Raw genomic sequence first — 23782 nt, 5'->3', positions numbered from 1 at the left:
TGAGAAAGTATCTACAAATAGCCCAATCCATTTATTCCAACCTATTCGTTCTGATTTTAAATAAAGCGAACAATAATTACAGTAAATCATTAGATTAGTGAATCAATTTTATGTATCACCATTAAAAATTAAATCATGCACTTATTAGGTATGCCTGGAGGAGCTGAAATGCTAATTATACTATTTATCATTTCCTTCCCTGTAATTTTATGGATTGTAGCTTTAGTGGACTGCCTTAAAAGTAATTTTGCTGGCGACAGCAAAGTTGTTTGGGTTTTGGTCATTATATTTCTTCCAGTTCTAGGATCTATTCTGTATTTCCTGATAGGAAGAAATCAAAAAATCGCCTGACATTCAAAACTAATTCAATGCTTCACCTCAGAACAATGGCTGAGAATGATTGGCCGAAGGTTGCAGAAATCTATGCGCAAGGCATTGCCACTGGTCAGGCCACTTTCGAAACAGAAACTCCAAGTTGGGAAAAGTGGGATAGCTCACATCTACAAGTCTGTCGATTTGTAGCAGAAAGAGAAGGGGAAGTTGTAGGCTGGGCAGCCCTAAGCCCAGTGTCTAGCCGCTGTGTTTACGGAGGTGTAGCCGAAGTAAGTGTATATGTTTCTACCACGCAGCTTGGTCAAAAAATAGGAACGCAATTACTGAAACAACTCATTTTAACCAGCGAATCCGAAGGCTTCTGGACACTTCAAGCTGGTGTTTTTAGAGAAAACACTGGTAGTATTAGGCTCCATACCGCCTTAGGTTTTAGAGAAATTGGTTATCGAGAAAAAATAGGACAGATGAATGGTATTTGGAGAGATACCGTTCTGCTTGAAAGAAGAAGCCAAGTAACAGGGCAGTAAAGGTTAGATTATACCTTATTATACTGCATTCTAACCCTTCACATCATTCGCATTGGTCGGAAAATTAAATCCCTATATTTTTCGCGATTAAACAACCACATCAAAGCTGAATTCTATGAAAACCATTGTAAAACTGACTTTGGTAGTTTTGCTCTTTGCAACAACTGCGCTTACAAGTTTTGCCCAAACCGATCCAGCAAAATCGGACACAAGTAAAACAGACAAAAAAAAGAAAAAAGACTTACCTCTTGAACCGGGCAGAACCTTTGACTTCGACCTCACAGAAGGTTCTTGGATTGCCCTTGATGTAAGCCCTGATGGAAAAACCATTGTATTTGATTTTCTAGGCGACCTTTATACCATACCGATATCTGGAGGCAATGCTACCCAAATTACCAAGGGCATGCAGTTTGACAGCCAACCTAGGTTTAGCCCTGATGGCAACAAAGTGATTTTCATATCAGATGAATCTGGTGGAGAGAACGTATGGACCTATGACTTTACCACTAAAGAAAAGAATCAAGTTACCAAAGGAAACTCCAATGCTTATCAGTCGCCAGAATGGACACCTGATGGAAAATACATGATCGCCTCAAAAGGTGGCGGATCGCATAAACTTTGGTTATACCATGTGGAAGGCGGTTCTGGAACAGCCTTGGTGAACGAGCCTAGTAGCATGAGAATGGTAGAAGGCGCATTCGGAAAAGACGACCGATACATTTGGTTTTCAAGAAGAACAGGCTCTTCTCAATACAATGCAAGCATGCCACAGTACCAAATGGCTACTTATGATCGTGAAACAGGAGAAATCACTTCGCAGTCATCTCGATACGGATCATCATTCCGTCCTACCCCTTCTAGTGATGGAAAGTGGTTAATTTATGCCACGCGCCACGATGCAGAAACTGGCTTAATTTTAAGGGATCTTGCCACGGGAGACGAAAGTTGGTTAGCCTACCCTATTCAACATGACGACCAAGAGTCTCGTGCTTCAAGAGATGTTTTACCTGGGTTTTCGTGGACGCCAGACAACAAAAGCATCGTAATTTCTTATGATGGAAAAATGTGGAAGATTAATGTAGCCACGAAAAAAGCACAAGAGATTCCTTTCAGAGTAAAATCGAGCATAGAGTTAGGCCCAGAGTTAGACTTTGATTATCCAATTTCAGATTCAGAAGAGTTTGTAGCTACTCAAATTAGAGATGTAGCGCCTTCCCCTAACGGGAAACAAATGGCATTCACTGCACTTGACGAGCTTTATATTATGGACTTACCGAATGGAACCCCACGAAAGCTAGTAACTTTAAATGAATCTCAAGCAGAGCCTGCTTGGTCTCCTGATGGAGAATGGATTGCCTTTGTTAGCTGGAAAGCCGAAGGCGGAAAAGTATATAAAGTCCGCCCTAATGGTCAAAACTTAACTCAACTGAACAAAGACAATTCGGTTTATCAAAACCCTGTTTGGTCAAACGATGGAAGCAAAATCGTATTGATTAAAGGTTTGGCACAGGATTTTAGAGAAGCCCTGCAACGAACGGCCTTCAGAGGCACTAGCGATATTGTATGGATTGCAGCCAATGGTTCAATAGATAATTTCATCACCTATTCCAATGGCCGTGGCAACCCCCATTTTGTTAAAAACTCTGATCGAATCTACCTTTCAAGCGGAAGAGGTTTATCGTCTATTCGATGGGATGGTACGGATGAGAAATTTCATGTGCGCGTTAGAGGAAAAGCCCCTGCGGGTTCGAGTAATGCTCCGAATGCATCATGGATAAAAATGGCCCCAGAAGGTGATCAAGCTTTGGCCGAAGTGGTAAATGATTTATTCGTGGTTACTGTTCCACAAGTAAGTGGCGATGCACCTACCATTTCGGTTTCAAACCCAGCAAACGCGGCCTTCCCTTCTCGTCAACTTACAGACATCGGAGGCCAGTTTCCTGCTTGGAATGCAGATGGAACTAAAGTACACTGGGCAGTAGGAAATGCTCATGTAGTGTATGATTTATCAGCCGCTAAAGCCATTGATGAAGCGAATAAAACAGAAGAAGATAAGGAGAAGAAAAAAGAGTACGAACCAACTGAAAACCGTATAACTGTAAACATCAAAAGAGATACTCCACAAGGTTCTATACTTTTAAAGAATGCCAGAATCATTACCATGAAGGGTGATGAAGTGATTGAAAAAGGTGACATCCTTATTGAAAACAACCGCATTAAACAAGTAGGCACCAACCTCACTGCAGGAAGAAGAACTACTGTAATGGACATGACAGGCAAAACGATTGTCCCAGGTTTTGTAGACACTCATTCTCATTTCCGCCATCCAGTGAATCTTCATAGAGGAGAGTTCTGGCCTTACTTAACCAATTTAGCTTTTGGTGTTATTACTACCCGCGACCCGCAAACTGCGACCACAGATGTGCTCACTTATGGTGATTTAGTGGATGCTGGCAAACTCATTGGACCAAGAATTTACTCTACCGGCCCTGGTATTTTTGGTAGCGAAAACATCAGTAGCTTAGAACATGCTCAAAAGGTAATGAAACGCTACAGTGCTTACTACAATACCAAAACCATTAAGATGTATGGTGCAGGAAATAGACAGCAAAAGCAGTGGATCATTCAGGCGGCAAAAGAGCAGAACATTATGCCAACTACAGAAGGCGGATTGGATTTCAAAGCCAACCTTACTCAAGTGATTGATGGATACCCTGGACATGAGCATACCTTCCCTATTTTCCCACTGTATAAAGATGTAATTGATTTGGTTTCGTTTTCAAGAACGGTTTACACGCCTACCTTACTAGTTGCCTACGGTGGCCCATGGGCTGAAAATTATTTTTATGCTACTGAAAACCCTCATGCCGACCCAAAACTGAATCGTTTTATGCCGCATGAGAATCTTGATTCAAGAACCAGACGAAGAAATGATGGCTGGTTTATGGAAGAAGAACATGTATTTGAAGACCATGCTATTTTCGTGAAAGACTTGGTAGAAGCTGGCGGAAGAGCAGGTGTAGGCAGCCATGGTCAATTACAAGGACTGGGCTACCACTGGGAGCTTTGGTCTATGCAGTCGGGAGGACTGAGTGAACTAAACACGCTTAAAGTAGCCACCATTTTAGGAGCCGAAGCCATTGGTTTAGATACCGACCTAGGTTCTATTGAAACTGGTAAACTAGCCGATTTGGTGATACTAAACACCAATCCTTTAGACAACATTAAGAACTCTAAAGACATCAGCCATGTAATGAAAAATGGCCGACTGTATGATGGAAATACGCTTGATGAACTTCACCCAACTAAAAAGCCACTTCCTAAAATGTGGTGGATGGATGTAACTCCAAAAGACTTACCAGGAGTGAAAAAATAGATTATACCAGAACAACTTAAATAGCCATGGCAGAAATGTTATGGCTATTTTTTTATCAATAATAATCAATAAGTAACTCAGCAATCTATCTTATTTCGCATGAGTGAATCGTATGAATTTTAACGATATTGTCTTTTTTAATTTTCTATGCACATCACTGTGAACAGGTCTTTAATAGTTTTGATGTTAAGTTTATTTCAGGTTATGAGTGTTTATGCTCAATCTGGGGATGTTTCTGACTCCCTAGTTTCAAAACAACCATTGAAGGAAAAAATCTCGCTGAAACTAGAGACTTTAAATTCAGCCGAGTGGTTTAAAGTCAACGGAAACCCTGGCTCTGACCTTAGACCCAACAGTAGCATCATTAACTCAATTGGTTTCAACTACCGCTTTGCTTCCTTAAGCTATCAGTTTCTCATAAAGCAACTTCCTAGCAATTCAGATAATGACATAAAGGGCGAAACAAAAACCAACGGATTAAGCTTCGTTTTCAGCCCAGGGCAGTGGACTTCAGATTTTTCATGGGTAAAAACAAAAGGGTACTATCTCAAAAACACTGACGATTACATTTCATCTTGGGAAAAAGGATACCCTTATCTTCAATTTCCTGACTTAAAAACAAAAATATTAAGATTGAGAATGGGCCGAATTTTGAATTCTGATTACTCCCTTAATGCAGTCACTCTTCAAACAGAAAAGCAATTGCGAAGCGCTGGAAGCTTTCTGCCTAACCTTAGACTAACCCACTATTCATTTGATGATGAAACACCCTTAACAGGAACAAACTCAAGTCAAAAATCCACTCAGATTGAAGCCATTGCCTCCATAGGTTATATCCACACTTTTTTATTGAGTAAGCAAATTTACCTGAGTATAGACGCTAGGCCGGGCATTGGTTATTTAAATACAAACCTACTTACCCGACTACCAACAGAGGAAATCAAAACAAGACAGAGCAGCTTCGTTACTGGTTTTAATTCCGATGTACAATTAGATTATAATGGCAATAAATATTTTGCCGGCTTACGTGGTTCTTATTCTCATTTCGATCATAGACAAGGAGAAAATACGGCTGCAAAAATCACCAATGATAGATCTACATGGAAATTTTACATTGGTATTAGAATAAAAGCACCAGAAAAACTCAAGAATGAGTTTGATAAAGTTGAGTCCAAACTTCTCAGTTTAGTGCCCAGGAAAAAACGACATAATTGATCTAATGTTTTCCGAATACCACTCCTTGCTCATCCACTATTCAGTATGTAATGTGTCGGCTGGGTTGTTCAATGCTGCCCTAATACTGTGATAAGAAACCGTTATTAAGGCAATTAGAATTGAACCAAGCCCTACATATATAAAGGTGAGCCAGTTGATACCAATAGCGTATGCAAAATTCTGCAACCATTCATTCATGGCCAAATAAGCAATTGGTACGGCAATTAAATTGGCCAGAAGAATAAGCTTCACAAAGTCTTTTGAGAGCAACTGAACAATACCAATGGTGGAAGCACCAAGAACTTTACGAACCCCAATTTCCTTTGTACGCTGAGTAGCCAAAAATGCGGCAAGCCCAAATGCACCAAGACATGCAATAATAATAGTTAGCACAGAAAAAGAGGTAAACACTTTTCCACTACGTTTTTCAGCCTGATATAAAGCGCCAAACTCTTCATTCACAAAACGATAAGCTAAAGGTCGATCTGGAATAAACTCCTTCCATTCTACATCCATAAAATCAAGAGTTGATTTTATATTGGTCGCGTTAACTTTAACTACCATCAAATTTGAAGATCTGGTGTTCAAACTATTAGCAAATACCGCCAGTGGCCCAATTTCTTGATGAAGCGATTCGAAATGAAAATCTTTGACAACACCTATTACATTATAGATGGGGCCATTGATGGGTTGCAGCTGTTTACCAATTGGGTTATTCCATTTAAAAATTCTGGCAGCTGCCTCATTAATAATTACAGCAGAAGAATCTGAAACAATTTCAGAATTGAATGCACGCCCTTCTACTATTTCTAAACCCATAGTAGAAATTAAATCGTAGTCACCACGCAAATTAGGGAGTAGAAACCGATCACTGGCATCGCCAGTAACATCCGTAAATGTTCCTCCCACAATTTGTCTTCCGGGTATTGTATTCACCCCACTTACTTCTAAAATATTAGGGTTATTAAGGAGTACATTTTTGAAGGTATTGCTTTGCCCCCTCAGTAAATTGGCGCGCTCAATCACCACTAGTTGATCTTTATCAAAACCAAGCTGCTTGTTATTGAGGTATTGAAGTTGTTGGTAAATAACGATAGTTCCCACAACTAAAATCACGGATACGGCAAACTGAAAAACAACTAACCCGTTGCGCAACCAAGAGTTTTTTGCCCCACCCGCCAACTTGCCTTTCAGCACCGTTACCGGCTTAAAAGCTGAAAGGTAAAAAGCAGGATAAAGCCCAGCCGTAATACCCAAAAGTAAAGAGAACCCAAGCATGATAAGGATTACAATTGGATTCAGAAAAGTATCTAACGCAATGGATTTTCCAGCCAATTCATTAAAAAAAGGAAGGATTAAAGCCGTCATCCCTACAGCCAAGACCAATGCCAACAAACACATGATCACCGATTCGGTAAGAAATTGAAAAACCAACTGACCTTTAAGCGCTCCTAAAACTTTTCTCATTCCAACTTCCTTGGCGCGATTTGCAGAACGTGCCGTAGCCAGATTAATGAAATTGATACAAGCAATGAGTAAAATAAAGACAGAAATACCTGCGAACAGGTATACTGTTGAAGCACTTCCGTTTGGCTCTAGCTCCCATTGCAAATTAGAATTGAGGTGAATACCCTTTAAAGGCTGAAAGAAATAACGATGAGCATTACCTGCTTCTTCATACTGCTGCCAGCTAATTCCCAAAATACTTTGGATTTGCGGCTCCATATGACGTTGCAAAACCTCCTGAATTTTTTCTTCAACAACAGGTATTACTGAAGCCTCCATTTTAACATAATTATAAGCTACATATGAGCCCCAAAACTGGTTGTTGTATAGGTTAGGAATTGTTTTTAATGAGAATAGAAAATCGAAATGGAAGTGACTGTTGCTTGGCATTGGCTCTACTACCCCGCTAATCAGCATTTGACCAATATTCTGCATTTCTAGCTGCTTGCCAATTACATCTGTAGAGCCAAAATATTTCTGCGCCATTTCCGTGGTCACTACCAATGAATTAGGTTCGTTTAAGGCAGTTTTAATGTCTCCTAAGAGCAACTTAGCACCAAAAAAATCGAAGAAATTAGAGTCGGCCGCAATTACATTTTGTTCGTCAAAATATTGATCGCCTTTTTCAATAGTGATAGAACCAAAGCTGTTGTAAAGCCTAGTGGCAGCCGTCACTTCTGGCAGTTCATTATAGAGCGTCATACCAATAGGCATTGGCGAACGTGCATATTGAAAACCATTGTCTGGAAACTTCCTATCTAGCGCAATTCTATAAGTACTGTCACCGTCAGGGTGAAAATTATCATAGCTTAACTCATCCAAAACAAAGCTTACAATAAGTAAGCAACAACAGATACCAATGGCTAAACCAAAAATATTGATAGAAGCATACATTTTCTGTCTAAATACACTCCTCAACGCTACTTTAAAATAATTCTTTAACATGTTGTTATAGATTTTGACCTAAAGTGAAGATATAAAACTCAAAAACGTAAGTGATTACTATTATTACGAATGGTCGGATTATTTGACAGAAACGCCATATTGGCTGAACTTAAATGATGGAACGGGGTTTGTAATGATTAGCTTGCAGCCTTAAAGGTTAGCAGTATTGAATCCCTTTTAAATGAAGAAAATAACAGCTGAAAAAATTACCCTAGAAAAAGATCAAGTCTTATCTCTTCGAAAATACACCGAAGAACACAAAACCAAGGCAACGATACAAATCATCAATTCATTTTTACCTTTTATTGGCATCTGGATTTTAATGTATTTCTCACTAGACATTAGCTATTGGCTAACGTTTGCCTTGGGAATGCTGAACGCTTTTTTCTTGGTAAGAATTTTCATTATCCAACACGACTGTGGACATCAGTCATTTGTTAAAAATAGAAAAGCTCAAAAAATCATCGGTTACGCATGTAGCTACTTCTCTACCATTCCTTTTAATTATTGGGCAAAATCGCATAGCGTGCATCACAAATTAAATGGGCAATTAGAGCTAAGAGATATTGGTGACGTAACCACTTATACTGTAGCTGAGTTTCAAGAATTTAGTAAAGGCAAAAGGTTTGGATATAGAGTTTACCGTTCGCCTTTAGTGATGTTCCTTTTAGGGCCAATCTATTATGTGTTCATCCATAACAGACTGGCTAAGATTAAGCTTCCGGCCTTTAAAAGCGCTAAAAAAGGAGTAATTGTAAACAACATTCTTCTACTAGCAGCCTTTACAATTTTAGGTTTCAGCTTAGGTTGGGCAAAATTCCTTTTGGTACACCTTACTATTTTGGTAATGTTTTCCATTATAGCCATTTGGTTTTTCTATGTACAACACCAACACGAGCACGGCTACAAACAATGGAAAAAGAACTGGGATTACGTTACTTCAGCTTTGAAGGGAAGTACCTACTATAAAATCCCTAGGGTATTTAATTGGTTAACGGGCAATATCGGGATACACCATGTGCACCACTTAAACCCGCTGATCCCTAATTATAATTTAAAGAAGTGTATCAAGGAAAATCCTTGGCTAAATCAATTCCCAACAATAATTGGGTTTAGAGATAGTCTAAAACTTGCTTCAAATAAATTATGGTGCGAGACACAACAACGTATGATTTCCTTCAGAGAATTCTACGAAATGGAAAGAAGAGGATTAATTCCTGTTCCAGTAAAAAAGTAATATTGTTATAAGACTTTACAGCACCAGTTGCCATAATGAGCTAATCTGGACAGCAGTTCTCACCATATTAAACAAAATCTAAAATTTGTTTGATATGGTGTTTTTATATAATTATTATTAATCATGAATTACGAACTGAGTGGTATAGCTCAAACCACAGCACATTACATTAACACCACAAATCAGCATATTTTTCTTACAGGAAAGGCAGGAACAGGTAAAACTACTTTCTTAAAACATATAGTTCAGCATACCCATAAAAAAGTAGTTGTAGCCGCCCCAACGGGCATTGCTGCCATTAATGCCAATGGAGTAACCCTCCACTCTTTATTGCATCTGCCTTTCGGAGCCTTTATTCCAGAGCGCATCACACCACCAAATACTGGAGGCCAAATAACTACACTCCTTAATCTATTTTCGAACGTAAGATTTAACGCCTCAAAACGGGCGATGATTCGCGAAGTAGAGCTTTTAATTATTGATGAAGTCAGTATGCTGCGTTCCGATTTATTGGACTGCATCGATCACATGCTGCGCTACCTCAGAAAAAACAGAAGCGAGCCTTTTGGTGGGCTTCAAATATTATTCATTGGTGACTTGCTTCAACTGCCACCAGTGGTAAAAGACAATGAGTGGAACGTTCTTTCTGAATATTATAAAAGCAGTTACTTTTTCGATGCTCATGCTCTTCGCGAAGTCCCTCCTATTCATGTTGAATTAGATAAAATCTACAGGCAAACCGATGAGAAGTTCATTCAAATTCTGAACAGGTTTAGAGACAACGAGCAAAACAATGAAGACTTAATTTACCTCAATTCATTTTACAACCCCGAAGTCAAAGAAAAATCAGAGAGTGGTTATATCTACCTAACTACACACAACAGAAAAGCTGATGAAATAAATTACAACCGACTAAAAAACCTGCAGTCGAACGAACACGAATACCAAGCAGATATAAGTGGAGATTTTCCCGATAACGCCTACCCCACCAACCCCAAGCTTTCTCTAAAATTAGGAGCTCAAGTAATGTTTATTAAAAACGATGCTTCTGGTCAAGGCCAATTCTTTAATGGGAAAATTGGTACAATATCTCAATTACGCTCTTCCGAAATTTGGGTGAAATTTGAAAACGGTAATGAGGTTGAGGTAGGTAAACACATTTGGGAAAACAAACGCTACAAACTCAACGAAGCTTCAAACGAAATTGAAGAAAAGGTACTGGGTAAATTTGAGCAATATCCTTTAAAACTAGCCTGGGCCGTCACAATTCATAAAAGCCAAGGCCTTACCTTCGAAAAAGCAATTCTAGACCTTACAGATGCATTCACTCATGGCCAGGTATATGTAGCCTTGTCAAGGCTGACCTCGCTCAATGGATTAATTCTAGCCTCGCGCTTGCCTGAAGAAAGTTTTGAGAGAAGTAAGAGCATGAATGCCTTTATGGCTACAAAAAGCAGCTCTGACCAACTGACCAGCCAGTTGCCAAATTATCAAAAGAAGTACTACGCCAAATTATCTGAAAGTACTTTCGATTTTTCTGGAGTAATGTATTCGCTTAGCCAACATATACAGGGCTTCGATAAAGAAGAGAGCAGATCGGCTAAACAAGAATTTCTAGGTTGGAATAGAAGGCTTTTAGAAAGTACACTTCCCTTACAAAAAGTAGGCGCTACTTTTATAGGAGAAGTACAGAGAATACTGACAATGGAGATTTATTTACCCCATTTAGCTGAAAGAGCCGAAAAAGCAAAAGGATACTTTAATAAGGAGCTCGAAAAACTCACCGACCTCTTGGATGAACACCAAGAGGCAATAAAGATCAAGGTTAGAATTACAGAATACAAAAAGGAGTTGAAAGCGTTAGAGCAATTGTATTTCAACAAAAAAGCGGAAATACAGCGCTTTCATTTACTGGCAAGCAATGCCTTAAAAGGTAAAGAATTAACCAAAGGCGAAATGCTGGGGTCTACACTTTACAAAGACAGAAAAACTCAAAAGATAACGAAAGATAAAAGCACCAAAACACCTACAGCCGAGGTTAGCTTTGAATTGTATCAACAAGGAAAATCCATAGAAGAAATTGCCGAAACTCGTGGTTTAGTACCAAGTACCATTGAAGGTCATTTAACCAAATACATTTCAAGCGGAGAAGTGGATATTAAGCGGTTGATAAGCGAAACAAAACTTAATAACATCCTTTCACTCATAACTCCTGAAACAACAGGCACTCAAGAAATCAAAAATAAACTTGGTGACGACTACAGCTATGGAGAAATAAGAATGGCACTGGCTTTTTATAAAAAGTAGACAACCGAACCCTTATCCACTTCTCAACATCAGTTTATTTCAAGAAAATTAGCTGAGCATTTTTCCAAATTGAGTACTCTTTTACACATATGGGAAAGTTTGGGACACGCAATTGGCCAAAAAACGCCTCTTTGGATGAAATTTGTAATGGTACAGGAATTGAATATCAACACGCAGATCAAATAACATACGAAATCATGAAATCATCATTGAAACTAATAACAGCAATTTTTCTTTCTGGAGCCCTATTGTTCGGCTGCCAAGCAAGTAACACAGTAAAAGGCGGAGCCATTGGTGCTACGGCTGGTGGAGTATTAGGCGGAGTTATCGCAGGTAAGGATAACACAGCCTTGGGTGCCATTATTGGTGCCACCGTTGGCGGTACAGCAGGTGCTTTAATTGGCCGTAGAATGGACAAACAAGCTGAAGAATTAAGAAACGACTTAGAAGGAGCAAAAGTAGAACGAGTAGGAGAAGGTATTAAAATTACTTTCGATTCAGGTTTAATGTTTGCCACCAACCAATCTGCTTTGAATGTAAATACAAAGGAAAACCTTAAAGATTTAGCCACTACACTTCAGAAATATGAAGACACTAACGTGCTAATTGAAGGGCATACAGACAATACTGGTACAGATGAATACAACATGACGCTTTCCAAGAAAAGAGCGGCTTCGGTACAGGAGTATTTAGTAAGCCTTGGTTTAGATTACCAAAGATTGGAAATAGCTGGTTATGGCGAAAGTCAGCCTATTGCTGAAAACGATACCAATGCCGGAAGACAGGCCAACCGTAGAGTTGAAGTAGCAATTTACGCTAACGACAAAATGAAAAGAATGGCCAAAAGAGGCGAACTTGAAGGAGGCGAATAAGCCCACTCAGTTGAAAGTATTAAAAATGCTTTGTGAGAAATCGCAAAGCATTTTTTTATGCTTATGCTTTCTCTGATTTATTAACTTGCGCCAATGGAAGGCCCCAACCCGCAGCTACTTGTCGATTTAGTTACAATGAAAATGCCTTTCGGTAAATATAAAGGCACCACGCTGTGCGATTTACCCACTTACTATTTAGAATGGTTTGCTAAAGAAGGTTTCCCAAATGGCAAACTGGGTATGCTCCTTTCCACTATCTACGAAATCAAAATCAACGGTTTAGAAGATTTACTAAAGCCATTGAAGAATAAGAAGCCATTCTAACTTTTAAAATAACTCACTCGACTCTACTAAGAGTTGGTTCTTCATTAAGTTTTAAAGAACTTCCGTTTTTTAACCATCCATAATCGATCAAGACAATGATATTAGGGAAAAGTATTCGCATTTACTTACAAGAGGGGTCTGTAGCAGGTATTAAGTTAGCGGAAGTGGTAAACTTAACAATACAAGCTTTGTCTTGTCCTAGGGTTAAAATTTCAGACCTAAATAATAACTTTAAAAGTCAGATAAATACTCAAGGTGTCTATTTTCTGATAGGCACAGATGATAAAACGGCTAAATCGAAAGTATACATTGGTGAAGGTGAAAATGTATGGGAAAGATTAAAGAGTCATGCTTTAGCTAAAGACTTTTGGAATGAGGTAATATTATTTACAAGTAAAGATGATAATCTAACAAAATCTCATGTAAAGTATTTAGAAAGCAGATTGATTGATGTTTGTAAAAATGCAGGGAGAATACTTGTTGAAAACAATAACACTCCAAGCTTGAGCTCCCTTCCTTTACCAGATAGAGATGCCATGGAAGAATTCATCTTCAATATTAAGCTACTCTCTGGTACTCTTGGTCATAAATTTCTTGAAGATCCGATTGGGCTTACAACGTTTATTGATCAAAAAAATCATAAACAGCAACAAAGCTATTCGAATACAACAGAGATTAAAAAGGAATTAGAGCTCACTTTGAATATTAAAGGCAGAATAGCCAATGCAATTCAAACCGATGAAGGAATTGTAGTTTTATCTGGCTCACAAGTAATAGAAACAGAATCCAAAAATTACGGATACAAGACCTTACGTGACGAGCTAATATTTGATAACACTATTCAAAGAACTCAAAACGGATCTCTATTTTTTGCTAAAAAACATCTCTTCTCAAGCCCTTCTTCAGCTGCTGCGGTTATTGCTGGTTACTCAATTAATGGTAGGAAAGTATGGAAAAATCATGAAGGGAAATCATTAAAAGATATTGAGAAGACTGAAATAATTGAGCAATAGTGAGACAACTTAAGTGGCAACAATTTTGAGAGATAAAGCAACTCCTAAACCCAACCTTTCCCCTTCAACTTGTGTCAAACCAATCACAAAACTTACTGAAAATGAAAAACATAATATTCGCTGCCGCCATTGTTCTCATCTTCTTTTCCTCTTGTTCTAAAGAGTTAGATTGCTGCATTATTGAAGGCAATGAACAAAAGTGGGAATTAGTTGAAATGACAGGTAGTTTTACTCCTTCTGTGAGTACAGGAAATGACATGGACTGGCAAGAATATTACCTCTTAAACACCAATACTGGCACCTTCACTAAATCCAGAACAACGGATGGCGTGCAAACCTCTGCCTCTGGTACTTTCGTTTTCAATTCTACAGAAGAAGAGCACTCCATCAAACTCACTTACCCAAGCGACAATGAGCTAATAGCTAACTGTACAGGCGATTTAATTGAGGTATTAATCATAGAGTCGGAAAACACACTTAAAGGTACTTGGGCACCCTGCGATGGCCCAGGTTTAAAATACAAGAGAACCGAATAAACGCTGTTATTCAGCCTTCTTCTTCACATTGAAAACAATTGCGCTATTAAACGAACTTTTACTAAAGCTTCGTGATTAGGATATGACTACTATAACAGAAGTAGCTCATTATCTATAGTACCAATAATGTTAGAAACCGATTCAAAAGCTTCAAAAGTAGGTTCGAAACCAAAGCAAGCTTTACTCATTGCAGGCATTTTGTTTATTGCAGTTAACCTACGTCCAGCATTGGCCAGTGTAGGTCCGTTGGTAAGTACTATAAGGGAAAGTACGGGTTTATCTAATTCCATGCTGGGTTTGCTTACGGCCTTACCCCTCTTAGCTTTTGGAGTAGTTTCAATGCTCACCCCCCTGTTTACCAAGCGTTTTGGAATGGCAGCTACTTTAGCTGGAGCGCTTTTGTTGATCACAATTGGCATTCTTACTCGTTCAATCGACCTAGTTTCCACATTGTATATAGGAACCATCCTTTCTGGCATTGGTATCGCTTTTGGTAATGTGCTTTTGCCCAGCTTGGTAAAGCGTAATTTTTCTTCTAATTCTGGACTTATTACAAGTTTATATTCTAGCATTATGGCTGTGGGGGCAGCTACCGCAGCAGGCATAAGTGTCCCTTTAGCTCAAAACGAAGCCTTTGGTTGGCGAGGTGCCCTGGCAGTCTGGGCCATACTTTCTTTAGCAGCTTTCTTTATATGGTTACCCCAAGTTTGGCGCATCAAAAAAGCCAAAAAGCACCGCAACTTTATGAAAGCCATGAAAAACTTAGCCAGCTCTAAGTTGGCTTGGAAAGTCGCTATCTTCATGGGGTTGCAATCTTTTGCCTTCTATGTAATCTTAGCTTGGGTTCCAGACATTCTTCAAAGCCGTGGATACGATGCTTCATACTCGGGCTGGATGCTCTCTTTATCTCAAGGAACTGGTGTATTAGGATCGTTACTCATCCCTTTATGGGCAGGTAGAAAAAACGATCAGCGAAGTATTATTGTAGTACTTGTACTGTTAGAAGCCATTAGTTTAATAGGCCTAATGTTTCCGCAAGCAGGATTGGTACCCATTTGGGTATCTTTAATCGGTTTTGCTTTAGGGGGAAGTTTTGGTTTGGTATTGATGTTAATCATTTTCCGTTCTGACGATTCAGAAACCGCTGCGGAACTTTCAGGAATGGCACAGTCCATAGGTTATTTAATAGCTGCCACAGGCCCAATTGTTTTCGGCAGCATCTTCGATTTGACAGGCAACTGGATTTATTCACTTGGCTTTTTGCTAATCATCGCCTTTCTTAAACTTTACGTGGGTTTAGGAGCAGCAAAGCCTGGGAAAGTATAGATTCAAAACTATAGAAAACATCATTATTAATGCCTTACTTTCCCTCCGGGCAACTTTGCTATCCTATCAGGAAAATTAGAAATAATACCATCAACACCCACTTCAACTAATTCCTTCATTGTTATTGTATCGTCCACAGTCCATCTCCATACCTCAATTCCATTTTTGTGGGCTTTTTCTATATATTCCTTTGTGAGGGGATTCCCACCTCCAGCCCCAATAGCTTGAGCTCCTACGTTTTTTGCAGCAGCAATTGATTGTTCATTTGCAGACCCTACCAAAAAAAGAATAGAAATCTCCTTGTCTAATTGACGCACTTTTTCTAATACCTGATAGTAGAATGAGAAAATTATCACTTCATCCTTCATGTCTAGATCATTGATGATGTCGAGCATCTCTTGCTCTACTCCTTTAACCTTAACCTCAACACAAACTTTGATTTTCCCTTTCGACTTAACTAGTGCTTCTCTTAGGGTAGGTATTTTCTCATTTTTAAACTCGTTACCAAATTTATTAGAGTAGCCTACTCTTACTTTACTCAGTTCCTGATAAGTCATTTCTGAAACCTTTCCTTTCATACCGTTTGAAGAAGTCCGATCAACTGTTGCATCGTGAATAACTACCAAAGAATCATCTTTTGTTTTATGAACATCTAGCTCATAATACTCAAACTGACTATCAATAGCTTTTTGAAAAGCAGCCAAGGTATTTTCTGGAGCAATTCCTGAAAAGCCCCTGTGAGCAATTACTTTTGTTTGGGCTTGAATCGTAATTACTAAAAGCAGCATGGTGCAAACGAGGATCAGCTTATTCATTTCGTTTTATTTTTTGAGTAAACACAAATATAGAAAACTCAAGTTGCCCAAATATTAATTAGAGTTTATGTTACTCAAACCTAGCTCAATTCTCGATGTACACTTAAAAACCTTATCAATTGGGAATTATTCTCCCTCATTTCTCATTACCTACACGGTTATAAAAAATGAGATAAGTTATGCCTAAGCATTCTGAACATATAAAATATTCGATCCTAGAATTGGCCTCAATGGGCGTAGGATCTACACCAGCAGACACCTTTAAAAACAGCCTTGATTTGGCTCAAAAAGCTGAAAACATGGGTTATACCAGATTCTGGTTGGCTGAACATCACAATATGGTAAGCATTGCAAGTTCTGCAACTTCCGTTTTAATTGGTCATATTGCAAATGGTACAAAAACCATTAGAGTAGGTTCTGGTGGCATTATGCTCCCCAACCATTCTCCCCTTATTATAGCAGAACAATTTGGTACGTTGGGCTCTCTTTTTCCAAGTAGAATTGACCTCGGTTTAGGACGAGCACCGGGCACAGACCAAGCTACGGCTCATGCCATTAGACCCGATAGAACCAGATCGGTGATTGCCTTCCCTGATGAAGTTGCGCAAATCCAGAAGTACTTCTCTAAAGAAAACAAGTCGGCCCAAGTAAGAGCTTCAGTAGCTGAGGGTGTGGACGTTCCTACTTACATTTTAGGTTCTAGTACCGATAGCGCACACTTGGCTGCTAAAATGGGACTACCCTATGCTTTCGCTAGTCATTTTGCGCCAGCACAGATTTTTGAAGCTTTTCATATTTATCACAACAACTTTCAACCTTCTGATTTTTTGAAAGAGCCTTATACGATTGGCTGTATCAACGTAATTGCTGCTGATACCGACAGTGAAGCTGAACGTTTGTCAACTTCATTAATAAAAATGATGTATGGGGTTTTGACAAATAATATCGATTACGTGCAGCCTCCTCAAGAAATGACTGCTGAACTAAAGGGATTATCAGAACACGAAGCATTTCAGCGTATGTTAAAGTATGCTTTTGTAGGCAGTAAAGCTACTGTAAAACAAAAGACTGCTGATTTCATTGATGCTACTGGGGTGGATGAAGTGATGGTGGCTTCTCATATCTTCCATCATGAAGATAGAGTGAAATCATACCAAATCTTTTCAGAAATAATGAAAGACCAGAAGTGATTCTAGTCTTTCAATGTTATTTAGGTGAGGTTGAGTTTTGTCCAATCAATTCAACTCTGCAAATAAGTCCATATACTCAGTATCCCAACTTGTAGACTTCTCTTCAAAGTTTTCATTGGTAACTTCTTTACTATTGATTTCTGAGGCAGCTCTACTAAAAAGTGCTTCTGCTTTTTCAAAGAATTTGGTCATTTTCTGGATTTGTACATAGTCTTTGTCCTTCAGAAACATTAGATAGTGGCCATCTTCTTCCTTCACTTCAAGGTCGGTTTCTCTGTCTACCATTCGGCACCTCACTACAACCACACCCTCTTCATTTGGTTCTGAAACCGAAACTACCTCATAGTCTTCTGGTGATCGGCTTTGTAATTGAGGGCGAATAAGCGAAGCCGAAAGCGAGAGCGACACGGTAGAAAACATATCATCATCTTTATACAGTTCTATCTTATCTTTTGAGCTACGCTTAATCTTCGTTTGAAAATTATTAATCATGGCTGTTTTAAAAGCTTCGAAAGCATCTAAGGCTTTGAACCCCGATTCATCAAAGTTGGTAATCGCCTCAGCATCCTTCTTTACATAGAAATAGGGAATAGGATTATGGTCCACGGGTTGACTAGAAACCAATCCTAAAGAGGTAAGCATTTTTTCTGGCGTGCTAGTATCGTATGGGCTTTGGGGTTTACAACTTACCATTGTAAAAATGGCCAAAGCTGTGAGTAAATATTTCGTCCGGTTCTTCATATTAAAGTATTTATAAGACGAAGAACCGAGATTTCTTACGGCTATAGAATACCCTCTAGCTCGGATATTCTAATCGGTAATAATGGGCAGAAGTTACTTGGTTGCTTCCAAAACCAAGCCCATCATAGGCCCAATTTTATTGGGTTCTAGCCAGCGTGTAACCAACACCAAGTCATTCTTTTTGTCGATTACGATAAAATTACCTCCAAAACCGGCAGCAAAGTAAATGGACTCATCATCTACTTCCTTCCATTTTCTTGGCCCTCTATTGAGCCACCATAAATACCCATAACTGGCATTTGCTTCTGATGATTTCTGTACCTCGTTTACCCAGTTTCTTGAAATAAGTTGATTGCCTTTCCAATTGCCTTCATTCAAAAAAAGTAACCCAAAACGGGCATGATCTAGTGCGCTGATAAAAACGCCTCCTCCAGAATGGCCTCCACCCGTAACGGACTGCATATTTATACCGTCAACATTTACCCAAGAGTTTTCATAACCAAACCATCGCCATGTGGTGGAAGCTCCAATCGGATCCATTATATATTCTTTTAACACCTGCGGAAGTGGTCTTCTCCAAACCTGAAGTAGAGAATAGGCAAGCACATTCACCCGTACATCGTTATACTCCATTACTGTACCCGATGGAACAGGCTTTTCGAAACGCCAATCGTCAATCCCTCCCCTTCTTGGTGGTCTGTCTGCCCAATCTTGCATTCCAAACAAAGTACCCGACCAAGCAGAAGATTGATTGAGTAGGGTATGCCATTCTATTTGTTGATTGTGGGCACCATCAAAAGTATTGTCCCAAACATAGTCGCTGGCTTTGTCATGAACGCTACCAATTAGCCCCTTGTCCAGAGCAAGCCCCGCTACAGTAGACAGATAGCTTTTAGTTACGCTATGAGTCATGTCTACTCGGTTCACATCGCCCCATTGGGCTACGATATAACCGTTTTTTAAAATAACTCCTGCTGGCCCTCCTCTTTCTCTTGTTGGCCCAACTAATTCATGATACGGCTCGCTGCTGAAACCTTCATAAGAAGCAATTCTGGAATCTTTAGAACCTGAATACTCATTATCTTGTGCGTATTTTACCGCTATATCAATTTTGGCTGCATTCAAACCTAAAGACTGTGGTGTTCGGGTCTCCCATTCTCCTCTGGGTGGGAAATAGTTCTGTGCATAAGATGGGACTGCGGCAATCAACGCCAAAGTTAAGATCAGTGTAGTGATGTTTCTTTTCATTTTTCGGAAGGGTTTAATCCGAGTTAAACAGAAAGAGGAAGATTTACAAACGGACTTTGATTGAAGGAAAAAATGAAAGGAGGCCATCACACCTCCCTTCTACCTAATCAAAAACATGTAATCCCTTACATGCCTTCGTTTTCTTTGTTTTAAAAATCGACATGAAGGTAATATTTATTTAACATTTAGGTAACAGACTGCACAGAAAAAATAAAGGCGGCTCCCTTACGGATCCGCCTTCACCTCAACTAAATCGATTCAAAACTCCACACGAAATGAACCACTCTACTATTTAATTCAGATTTCAACTCAAATTCTTGATCGAAATCCCTTATACATACGGTGCCAGTTTGAGGGATGGATTTAGCATGCACAAAAATATCTAGCACAACCATCTTGTTTAGATTAATTCTGATCTAGTGCCCTCTATTTCAGTGCTTCAAATAATTATTTAGCTTAGCTCATTACGATGAAAATGAAACGTCAACTCAAATGGGCATTTAGCTCGTTATTTATTCTTATGCCTTTCATTATGCATGGGCATCAAGAAGATAACTTCGAGTTATCAAACGAAGGCTATTACATTAGTGAGTTTGTTGTTCATACGAATGTTGATGGAAAAATTGATGCCGATTATCTTGGTTGGTTTTTCAATACAACAAGTCTAAAATTTCATCAGAAGCACAGCTTTAATCTTAGTCTTTTGTTTACTCACGGAGGACAACCAACCTCTAGAAGCGTTGGTGACCTCCAGTATTTCACCAATATAGAAGTTGGTTTGTTGTATGGTTTAAATGAAATGTACTATAAGTATGAAAGTGATGTTGCATGGTTTAAAATAGGTCAGCAAGATATTAACATGGATTTTATGTTTACCGAAAACGGCTTGCTTTTTAACCATAGCTCTTTTGGAATAGATCCAGGCACAACACTGAATTTACCTGCACCTACAGCACCTTATGTAAGTTTAAGCTTAACGGGAAAAGTGACGATGGCCAATATAGATTTTAAAATTGGAGTATTTGATGGGCAATACGCAGAAGAACGTGGCAGTTTATTACCTGTTTCTTGGAGACTGAAAAAGTCTGAAGGGCTTATTTACATTATAGAGCCTGAATTTACATGGCTAAAAAAGCAAGTAACAACAAAAATTGGAGCTCTCTACCACAGTGGAAATTTTCAGAATAAGAATAGTGGCAACACAGAAAAAGGCTTGCTAAGTTTTCATTCTATTAGTGACTTTAACTTCTACCAACATGATGACAGATCTTATCATTTATTTTACCAGATAAATAGCTCACATAAAGAAGTAAGTGATATTGACTTCTACCTTGGATTGGGTTTACGGATGGAACAGCCTTTTAAATGGGCTTACCAACATGAATTAGGATTTGCCATGGGACATGCACATATTAACTCAGAAAAGCCTATAACAGACATGAGTTTTAATGTTAAATCTGAAACAGCATTAGAAACTACTTTTAAAGTGAGCGTAAGTAATTGGTTCGCTGTTCAGCCTTATTTCCAGTATATAGTTTTCAATGAAAAGGAGACAGATTTGAAAGAACCCAAAATTTTAGGGTTGAGAGCTCATTTAAATTTTTAAGCGTCCTCTGTAAGCAACAAACCATGTCTCGGTTTATTAATCCATTTGAATCTCTATTTTTGTTGTTATTGGGATTGCTAAATTCTTGATCGCCCTTTTTTTAAAGCCATGAGAAACATACTCTTAGTAGAAGACGAACAGAATGTAGCCGCCTTTATAAAAAAGGGGTTGGAAGAAGAAGGCTATGCAGTTACGGTAGCTCATAGTGCCGAATCAGGTAGAGAGAAGCTGACCAGTACCCAATTCGACATATTCATTTTTGATGTTATTCTACCAGGCATTAGTGGTTTAGAGCTATGCAAGCAACTACGAAAAGAAGGTGTTCAAACTCCAATTTTAATACTTACCGCTTTGAGCTCTACCGAAAATGTGGTTCAAGGCTTAAACTCTGGAGCTGATGACTACTTAGCCAAACCTTTCAAATTTCAAGAATTGTTGGCCAGAATAAATGCTTTAGCAAGAAGAATACAGAAATTTCAAAACGATCAGTTACTCACTGTTGGTTTACTACAACTCGATAGAGATGCGAAAACCGCTAACAGAGACAAAGTCGAAATCAAACTTACTTCTACAGAATATAAGCTATTGGAATACATGATGAGAAATTCTGGCAAAGTGCTTTCCAGAATCGATCTACTGAAAAATGTATGGGACATCAATTTTGATGTAGGTACTAATGTGGTCGATGTTTATGTAAACTACCTAAGAAACAAAATTGATAAGGAGTTTGATGTAAAAATGATTCAAACCGTTATTGGGATGGGCTATATTTTAAAAGACGAAAGTTAAAATGAGGATAAGAAGTAAAATCACACTCATTTTTACACTTACCACCTGCACACTGCTCTTGGTTACTTTCGTGTTTATTTATTATTTCGCTAAAGTGTATTCTGAAAAAGAATTTTATGAACACTTAAGCAAGCGCGCCAAAATTGAAGCTGATTTTTTACTCAAGGCCGAAGAGTTAGATTCCTTAACGTTCAATCAAATTCAAAAAGAACACCTACTTCACCTTACCAATGAACACGCTTATGTAGTTCCAAAATCTGATCAAAACACATTACCAGAACCCGTTAAATCATTTGCTTTAACAATTGAGGACAATGAAGGTAGCACTCAAAAAATTGACAGTATTGCTTACTTCGGAATTATCTACCCGTATCATCAAAATGACTACGTTGTCATTATTTCTGCCATTGATGAACATGGCATAAACCTAATTAATAGCCTCAAAAGCATTTTAATCATTGCCTTTATTACCTGCTCTATTGTGATTTTCATTGTGGGAATCTATCAGGCAAAACAAGTACTCATTCCCATTTCAGGTATTGTAAAAAGGGCAAATGAAATAAAGGCTTCTAACCTTCACTTGAGATTGGATACTGGTGAAAACAATGATGAACTTGCAGAGCTCTCTTCTACCTTCAATAACATGTTGGACAGGCTGGAAACTTCGTTTGAAATCCAAAGTAACTTTGTAAGCAATGCCTCACACGAGCTTAAAAATCCACTTACCGCTATATTAGGTGAGGTAGAAGTAGCACTAAGAAAGCAAAGAACGGTTGATGAATATATTGCCTCATTAAACACTATTGAAAAAGAATCCAACAGACTAGAAATTCTTGTAAAATGCTTGTTAGAGTTGGCTCAAGCAGATCACGACAACAAAGGGCTTATTATTGAGAGTATCCGTGTGGATGAATTAATGCTTATTGTAAAAAGCGACATTGATAAGATCAAACCTGAAAATCAAATCAGTTTCGATTTCTCTGAATTACCCGAAACAGCTGAATGTTTAATTATTCAAGGAAGCCAAAGCTTGCTAAGAATGGTACTTAATAACATTGTAGAGAACGCCTGCAAATTCTCTATGAATAAAGTGGTGAAGATTAAGATGATGGCCAATGAAAGTTGGGTAGAGATTGAAGTAAATGACAAAGGCATTGGAATTCCTCCTCAAGAATTAAAGAACATATTCGAGCATTTTTATCGTGCCTCTAATGCAAGAGCATTTAATGGTTTTGGTATTGGCTTGCCCTTGGCTCAGAAAGTGATTAAAATTCATGGCGGAAGCCTCATCATTAATTCAAAAGAAGGTGTGGGTACAAATGTTAGAATAAGGCTCCCTAATTACCGACAAGCCGTTTCTATCGACCGTTAGGAAATTCTAATGGTATTCTAATCTTTAGATTCAACCCTCCGCTCTAGTACCCCGTATATTTGGCAATATTTTAAAGAATATTCTGCCTTAATGCGCAAGTACCTCCATACATGTATTATCATCCTAATGAGTTTTCTCGTTTCGATTCAGGGTTTTGGAGTGTATTCGTTCAATAGAGTTGTAATGGCGCCTAGTCAGAGTATTGTGCTTGAGATAAATCAAGCCGAACAAAATGATTTGGAAGAACAAAGCGATTCTGACTCAGATTCAGATTCAATTCCGCTCCCACTTACTTTACCCGATGAGGAAACTAAAGAGGATTGTGTAGACATTGATGACTTGAAAGTAAATCAGTCCCTGATTTACAAAGACATATTTTACCCAAAATTAGACAGGCAAGATTTCCATTTCCTTCTTGCTAAAAGGCCTTTTAATAAAGCCAAAACCCCTACTCCACCGCCAGACTTGGCTTTTGCTGTATAACTTAATACAGACCATCAGGGC

20 protein-coding genes are annotated in these 23782 nt (G+C 38.6%); 16 read left to right on the top strand and 4 right to left on the bottom strand.

Annotated elements, in window-relative coordinates:
• Positions 1–135: 135 nt before the first annotated feature.
• The 4 genes from AAC026_RS07200 (at position 136) to AAC026_RS07185 (ending at position 5451) form a co-directional block, all read left to right on the top strand.
• Positions 136–351 (top strand): PLD nuclease N-terminal domain-containing protein, encoded by a 216-nt coding sequence (locus tag AAC026_RS07200; protein ID WP_339696421.1) that lies wholly within the window; start codon positions 136–138, stop codon positions 349–351.
• A 17-nt stretch (positions 352–368) separates the two neighbouring features.
• Positions 369–860, top strand: coding sequence for an N-acetyltransferase family protein (locus tag AAC026_RS07195; protein ID WP_339696418.1), 492 nt, complete (start codon positions 369–371; stop codon positions 858–860).
• Between the two features lie 115 nt (positions 861–975).
• On the top strand, positions 976–4236 hold the full coding sequence (locus AAC026_RS07190) for an amidohydrolase family protein (RefSeq protein WP_339696415.1): 3261 nt from the start codon (positions 976–978) through the stop codon (positions 4234–4236).
• 183 nt (positions 4237–4419) lie between these two features.
• Positions 4420–5451 carry a DUF4421 family protein gene (locus AAC026_RS07185; RefSeq protein WP_339696412.1) on the top strand — a complete coding sequence of 344 codons (1032 nt, stop codon included), beginning with the start codon at positions 4420–4422 and terminating at the stop codon, positions 5449–5451.
• A gap of 36 nt (positions 5452–5487) precedes the next feature.
• Here AAC026_RS07185 and AAC026_RS07180 read toward each other — a convergent pair whose 3' ends face one another.
• The gene (locus AAC026_RS07180) at positions 5488–7902 is read right to left on the bottom strand and encodes an ABC transporter permease (protein WP_339696410.1); all 2415 of its coding nucleotides are present in this window, start codon (positions 7900–7902) and stop codon (positions 5488–5490) included.
• A 181-nt stretch (positions 7903–8083) separates the two neighbouring features.
• Between AAC026_RS07180 and AAC026_RS07175 the strand changes: the two genes are divergently transcribed.
• The 7 genes from AAC026_RS07175 to AAC026_RS07145 all read left to right on the top strand — a co-directional run bounded on the left by AAC026_RS07175 (position 8084) and on the right by AAC026_RS07145 (position 15517).
• Entirely contained in the window at positions 8084–9139 is a 1056-nt protein-coding gene (locus AAC026_RS07175; RefSeq protein WP_339609156.1) for a fatty acid desaturase, read from the top strand.
• 123 nt (positions 9140–9262) lie between these two features.
• The gene (locus tag AAC026_RS07170; RefSeq protein ID WP_339696408.1) at positions 9263–11446 is read left to right on the top strand and encodes a helix-turn-helix domain-containing protein; all 2184 of its coding nucleotides are present in this window, start codon (positions 9263–9265) and stop codon (positions 11444–11446) included.
• A gap of 89 nt (positions 11447–11535) precedes the next feature.
• Positions 11536–12318 (top strand): OmpA family protein, encoded by a 783-nt coding sequence (locus tag AAC026_RS07165; protein WP_339609152.1) that lies wholly within the window; start codon positions 11536–11538, stop codon positions 12316–12318.
• Between the two features lie 93 nt (positions 12319–12411).
• On the top strand, positions 12412–12642 hold the full coding sequence (locus tag AAC026_RS07160) for a DUF3820 family protein (RefSeq protein ID WP_339609150.1): 231 nt from the start codon (positions 12412–12414) through the stop codon (positions 12640–12642).
• A gap of 95 nt (positions 12643–12737) precedes the next feature.
• Positions 12738–13655, top strand: coding sequence for a GIY-YIG nuclease family protein (locus AAC026_RS07155; protein WP_339696405.1), 918 nt, complete (start codon positions 12738–12740; stop codon positions 13653–13655).
• Positions 13656–13756: 101 nt separating this feature from the next.
• Positions 13757–14191 (top strand): hypothetical protein, encoded by a 435-nt coding sequence (locus AAC026_RS07150; protein ID WP_339696402.1) that lies wholly within the window; start codon positions 13757–13759, stop codon positions 14189–14191.
• A gap of 126 nt (positions 14192–14317) precedes the next feature.
• Positions 14318–15517, top strand: a complete 1200-nt coding sequence (locus tag AAC026_RS07145; protein WP_339696399.1) for an MFS transporter — start codon at positions 14318–14320, stop codon at positions 15515–15517.
• Between the two features lie 26 nt (positions 15518–15543).
• On the opposite strand, the gene AAC026_RS07140 is transcribed toward AAC026_RS07145, so the two are convergent.
• Positions 15544–16332, bottom strand: coding sequence for a glycerophosphodiester phosphodiesterase family protein (locus AAC026_RS07140; protein WP_339696396.1), 789 nt, complete (start codon positions 16330–16332; stop codon positions 15544–15546).
• Between the two features lie 179 nt (positions 16333–16511).
• Here AAC026_RS07140 and AAC026_RS07135 point away from each other — a divergent pair, with 179 nt between their 5' ends.
• Positions 16512–17522 carry an LLM class flavin-dependent oxidoreductase gene (locus tag AAC026_RS07135; protein WP_339696393.1) on the top strand — a complete coding sequence of 337 codons (1011 nt, stop codon included), beginning with the start codon at positions 16512–16514 and terminating at the stop codon, positions 17520–17522.
• 45 nt (positions 17523–17567) lie between these two features.
• Here AAC026_RS07135 and AAC026_RS07130 read toward each other — a convergent pair whose 3' ends face one another.
• Together AAC026_RS07130 and AAC026_RS07125 are read right to left on the bottom strand one after the other, a co-directional pair.
• Positions 17568–18263, bottom strand: coding sequence for a hypothetical protein (locus AAC026_RS07130; RefSeq protein WP_339696390.1), 696 nt, complete (start codon positions 18261–18263; stop codon positions 17568–17570).
• A 93-nt stretch (positions 18264–18356) separates the two neighbouring features.
• Positions 18357–19511 carry a serine hydrolase domain-containing protein gene (locus AAC026_RS07125; protein ID WP_339696387.1) on the bottom strand — a complete coding sequence of 385 codons (1155 nt, stop codon included), beginning with the start codon at positions 19509–19511 and terminating at the stop codon, positions 18357–18359.
• A 475-nt stretch (positions 19512–19986) separates the two neighbouring features.
• Between AAC026_RS07125 and AAC026_RS07120 the strand changes: the two genes are divergently transcribed.
• The 4 genes from AAC026_RS07120 to AAC026_RS07105 all read left to right on the top strand — a co-directional run bounded on the left by AAC026_RS07120 (position 19987) and on the right by AAC026_RS07105 (position 23761).
• Positions 19987–21117 carry a carbohydrate porin gene (locus tag AAC026_RS07120; RefSeq protein ID WP_339696384.1) on the top strand — a complete coding sequence of 377 codons (1131 nt, stop codon included), beginning with the start codon at positions 19987–19989 and terminating at the stop codon, positions 21115–21117.
• A gap of 108 nt (positions 21118–21225) precedes the next feature.
• Positions 21226–21906 carry a response regulator transcription factor gene (locus AAC026_RS07115; RefSeq protein WP_339608457.1) on the top strand — a complete coding sequence of 227 codons (681 nt, stop codon included), beginning with the start codon at positions 21226–21228 and terminating at the stop codon, positions 21904–21906.
• A gap of 1 nt (position 21907) precedes the next feature.
• A complete protein-coding gene (locus AAC026_RS07110; protein WP_339696381.1) occupies positions 21908–23278 on the top strand; it encodes a HAMP domain-containing sensor histidine kinase in 1371 nt (456 codons plus the stop codon).
• A 90-nt stretch (positions 23279–23368) separates the two neighbouring features.
• Positions 23369–23761 carry a hypothetical protein gene (locus AAC026_RS07105; RefSeq protein WP_339696378.1) on the top strand — a complete coding sequence of 131 codons (393 nt, stop codon included), beginning with the start codon at positions 23369–23371 and terminating at the stop codon, positions 23759–23761.
• Positions 23762–23782: the final 21 nt, after the last annotated feature.

Source organism: uncultured Roseivirga sp. (genome assembly GCF_963973945.1).
Lineage (GTDB): Bacteria > Bacteroidota > Bacteroidia > Cytophagales > Cyclobacteriaceae > Roseivirga.
This window is presented reverse-complemented; position numbering and strand designations above follow the sequence as displayed.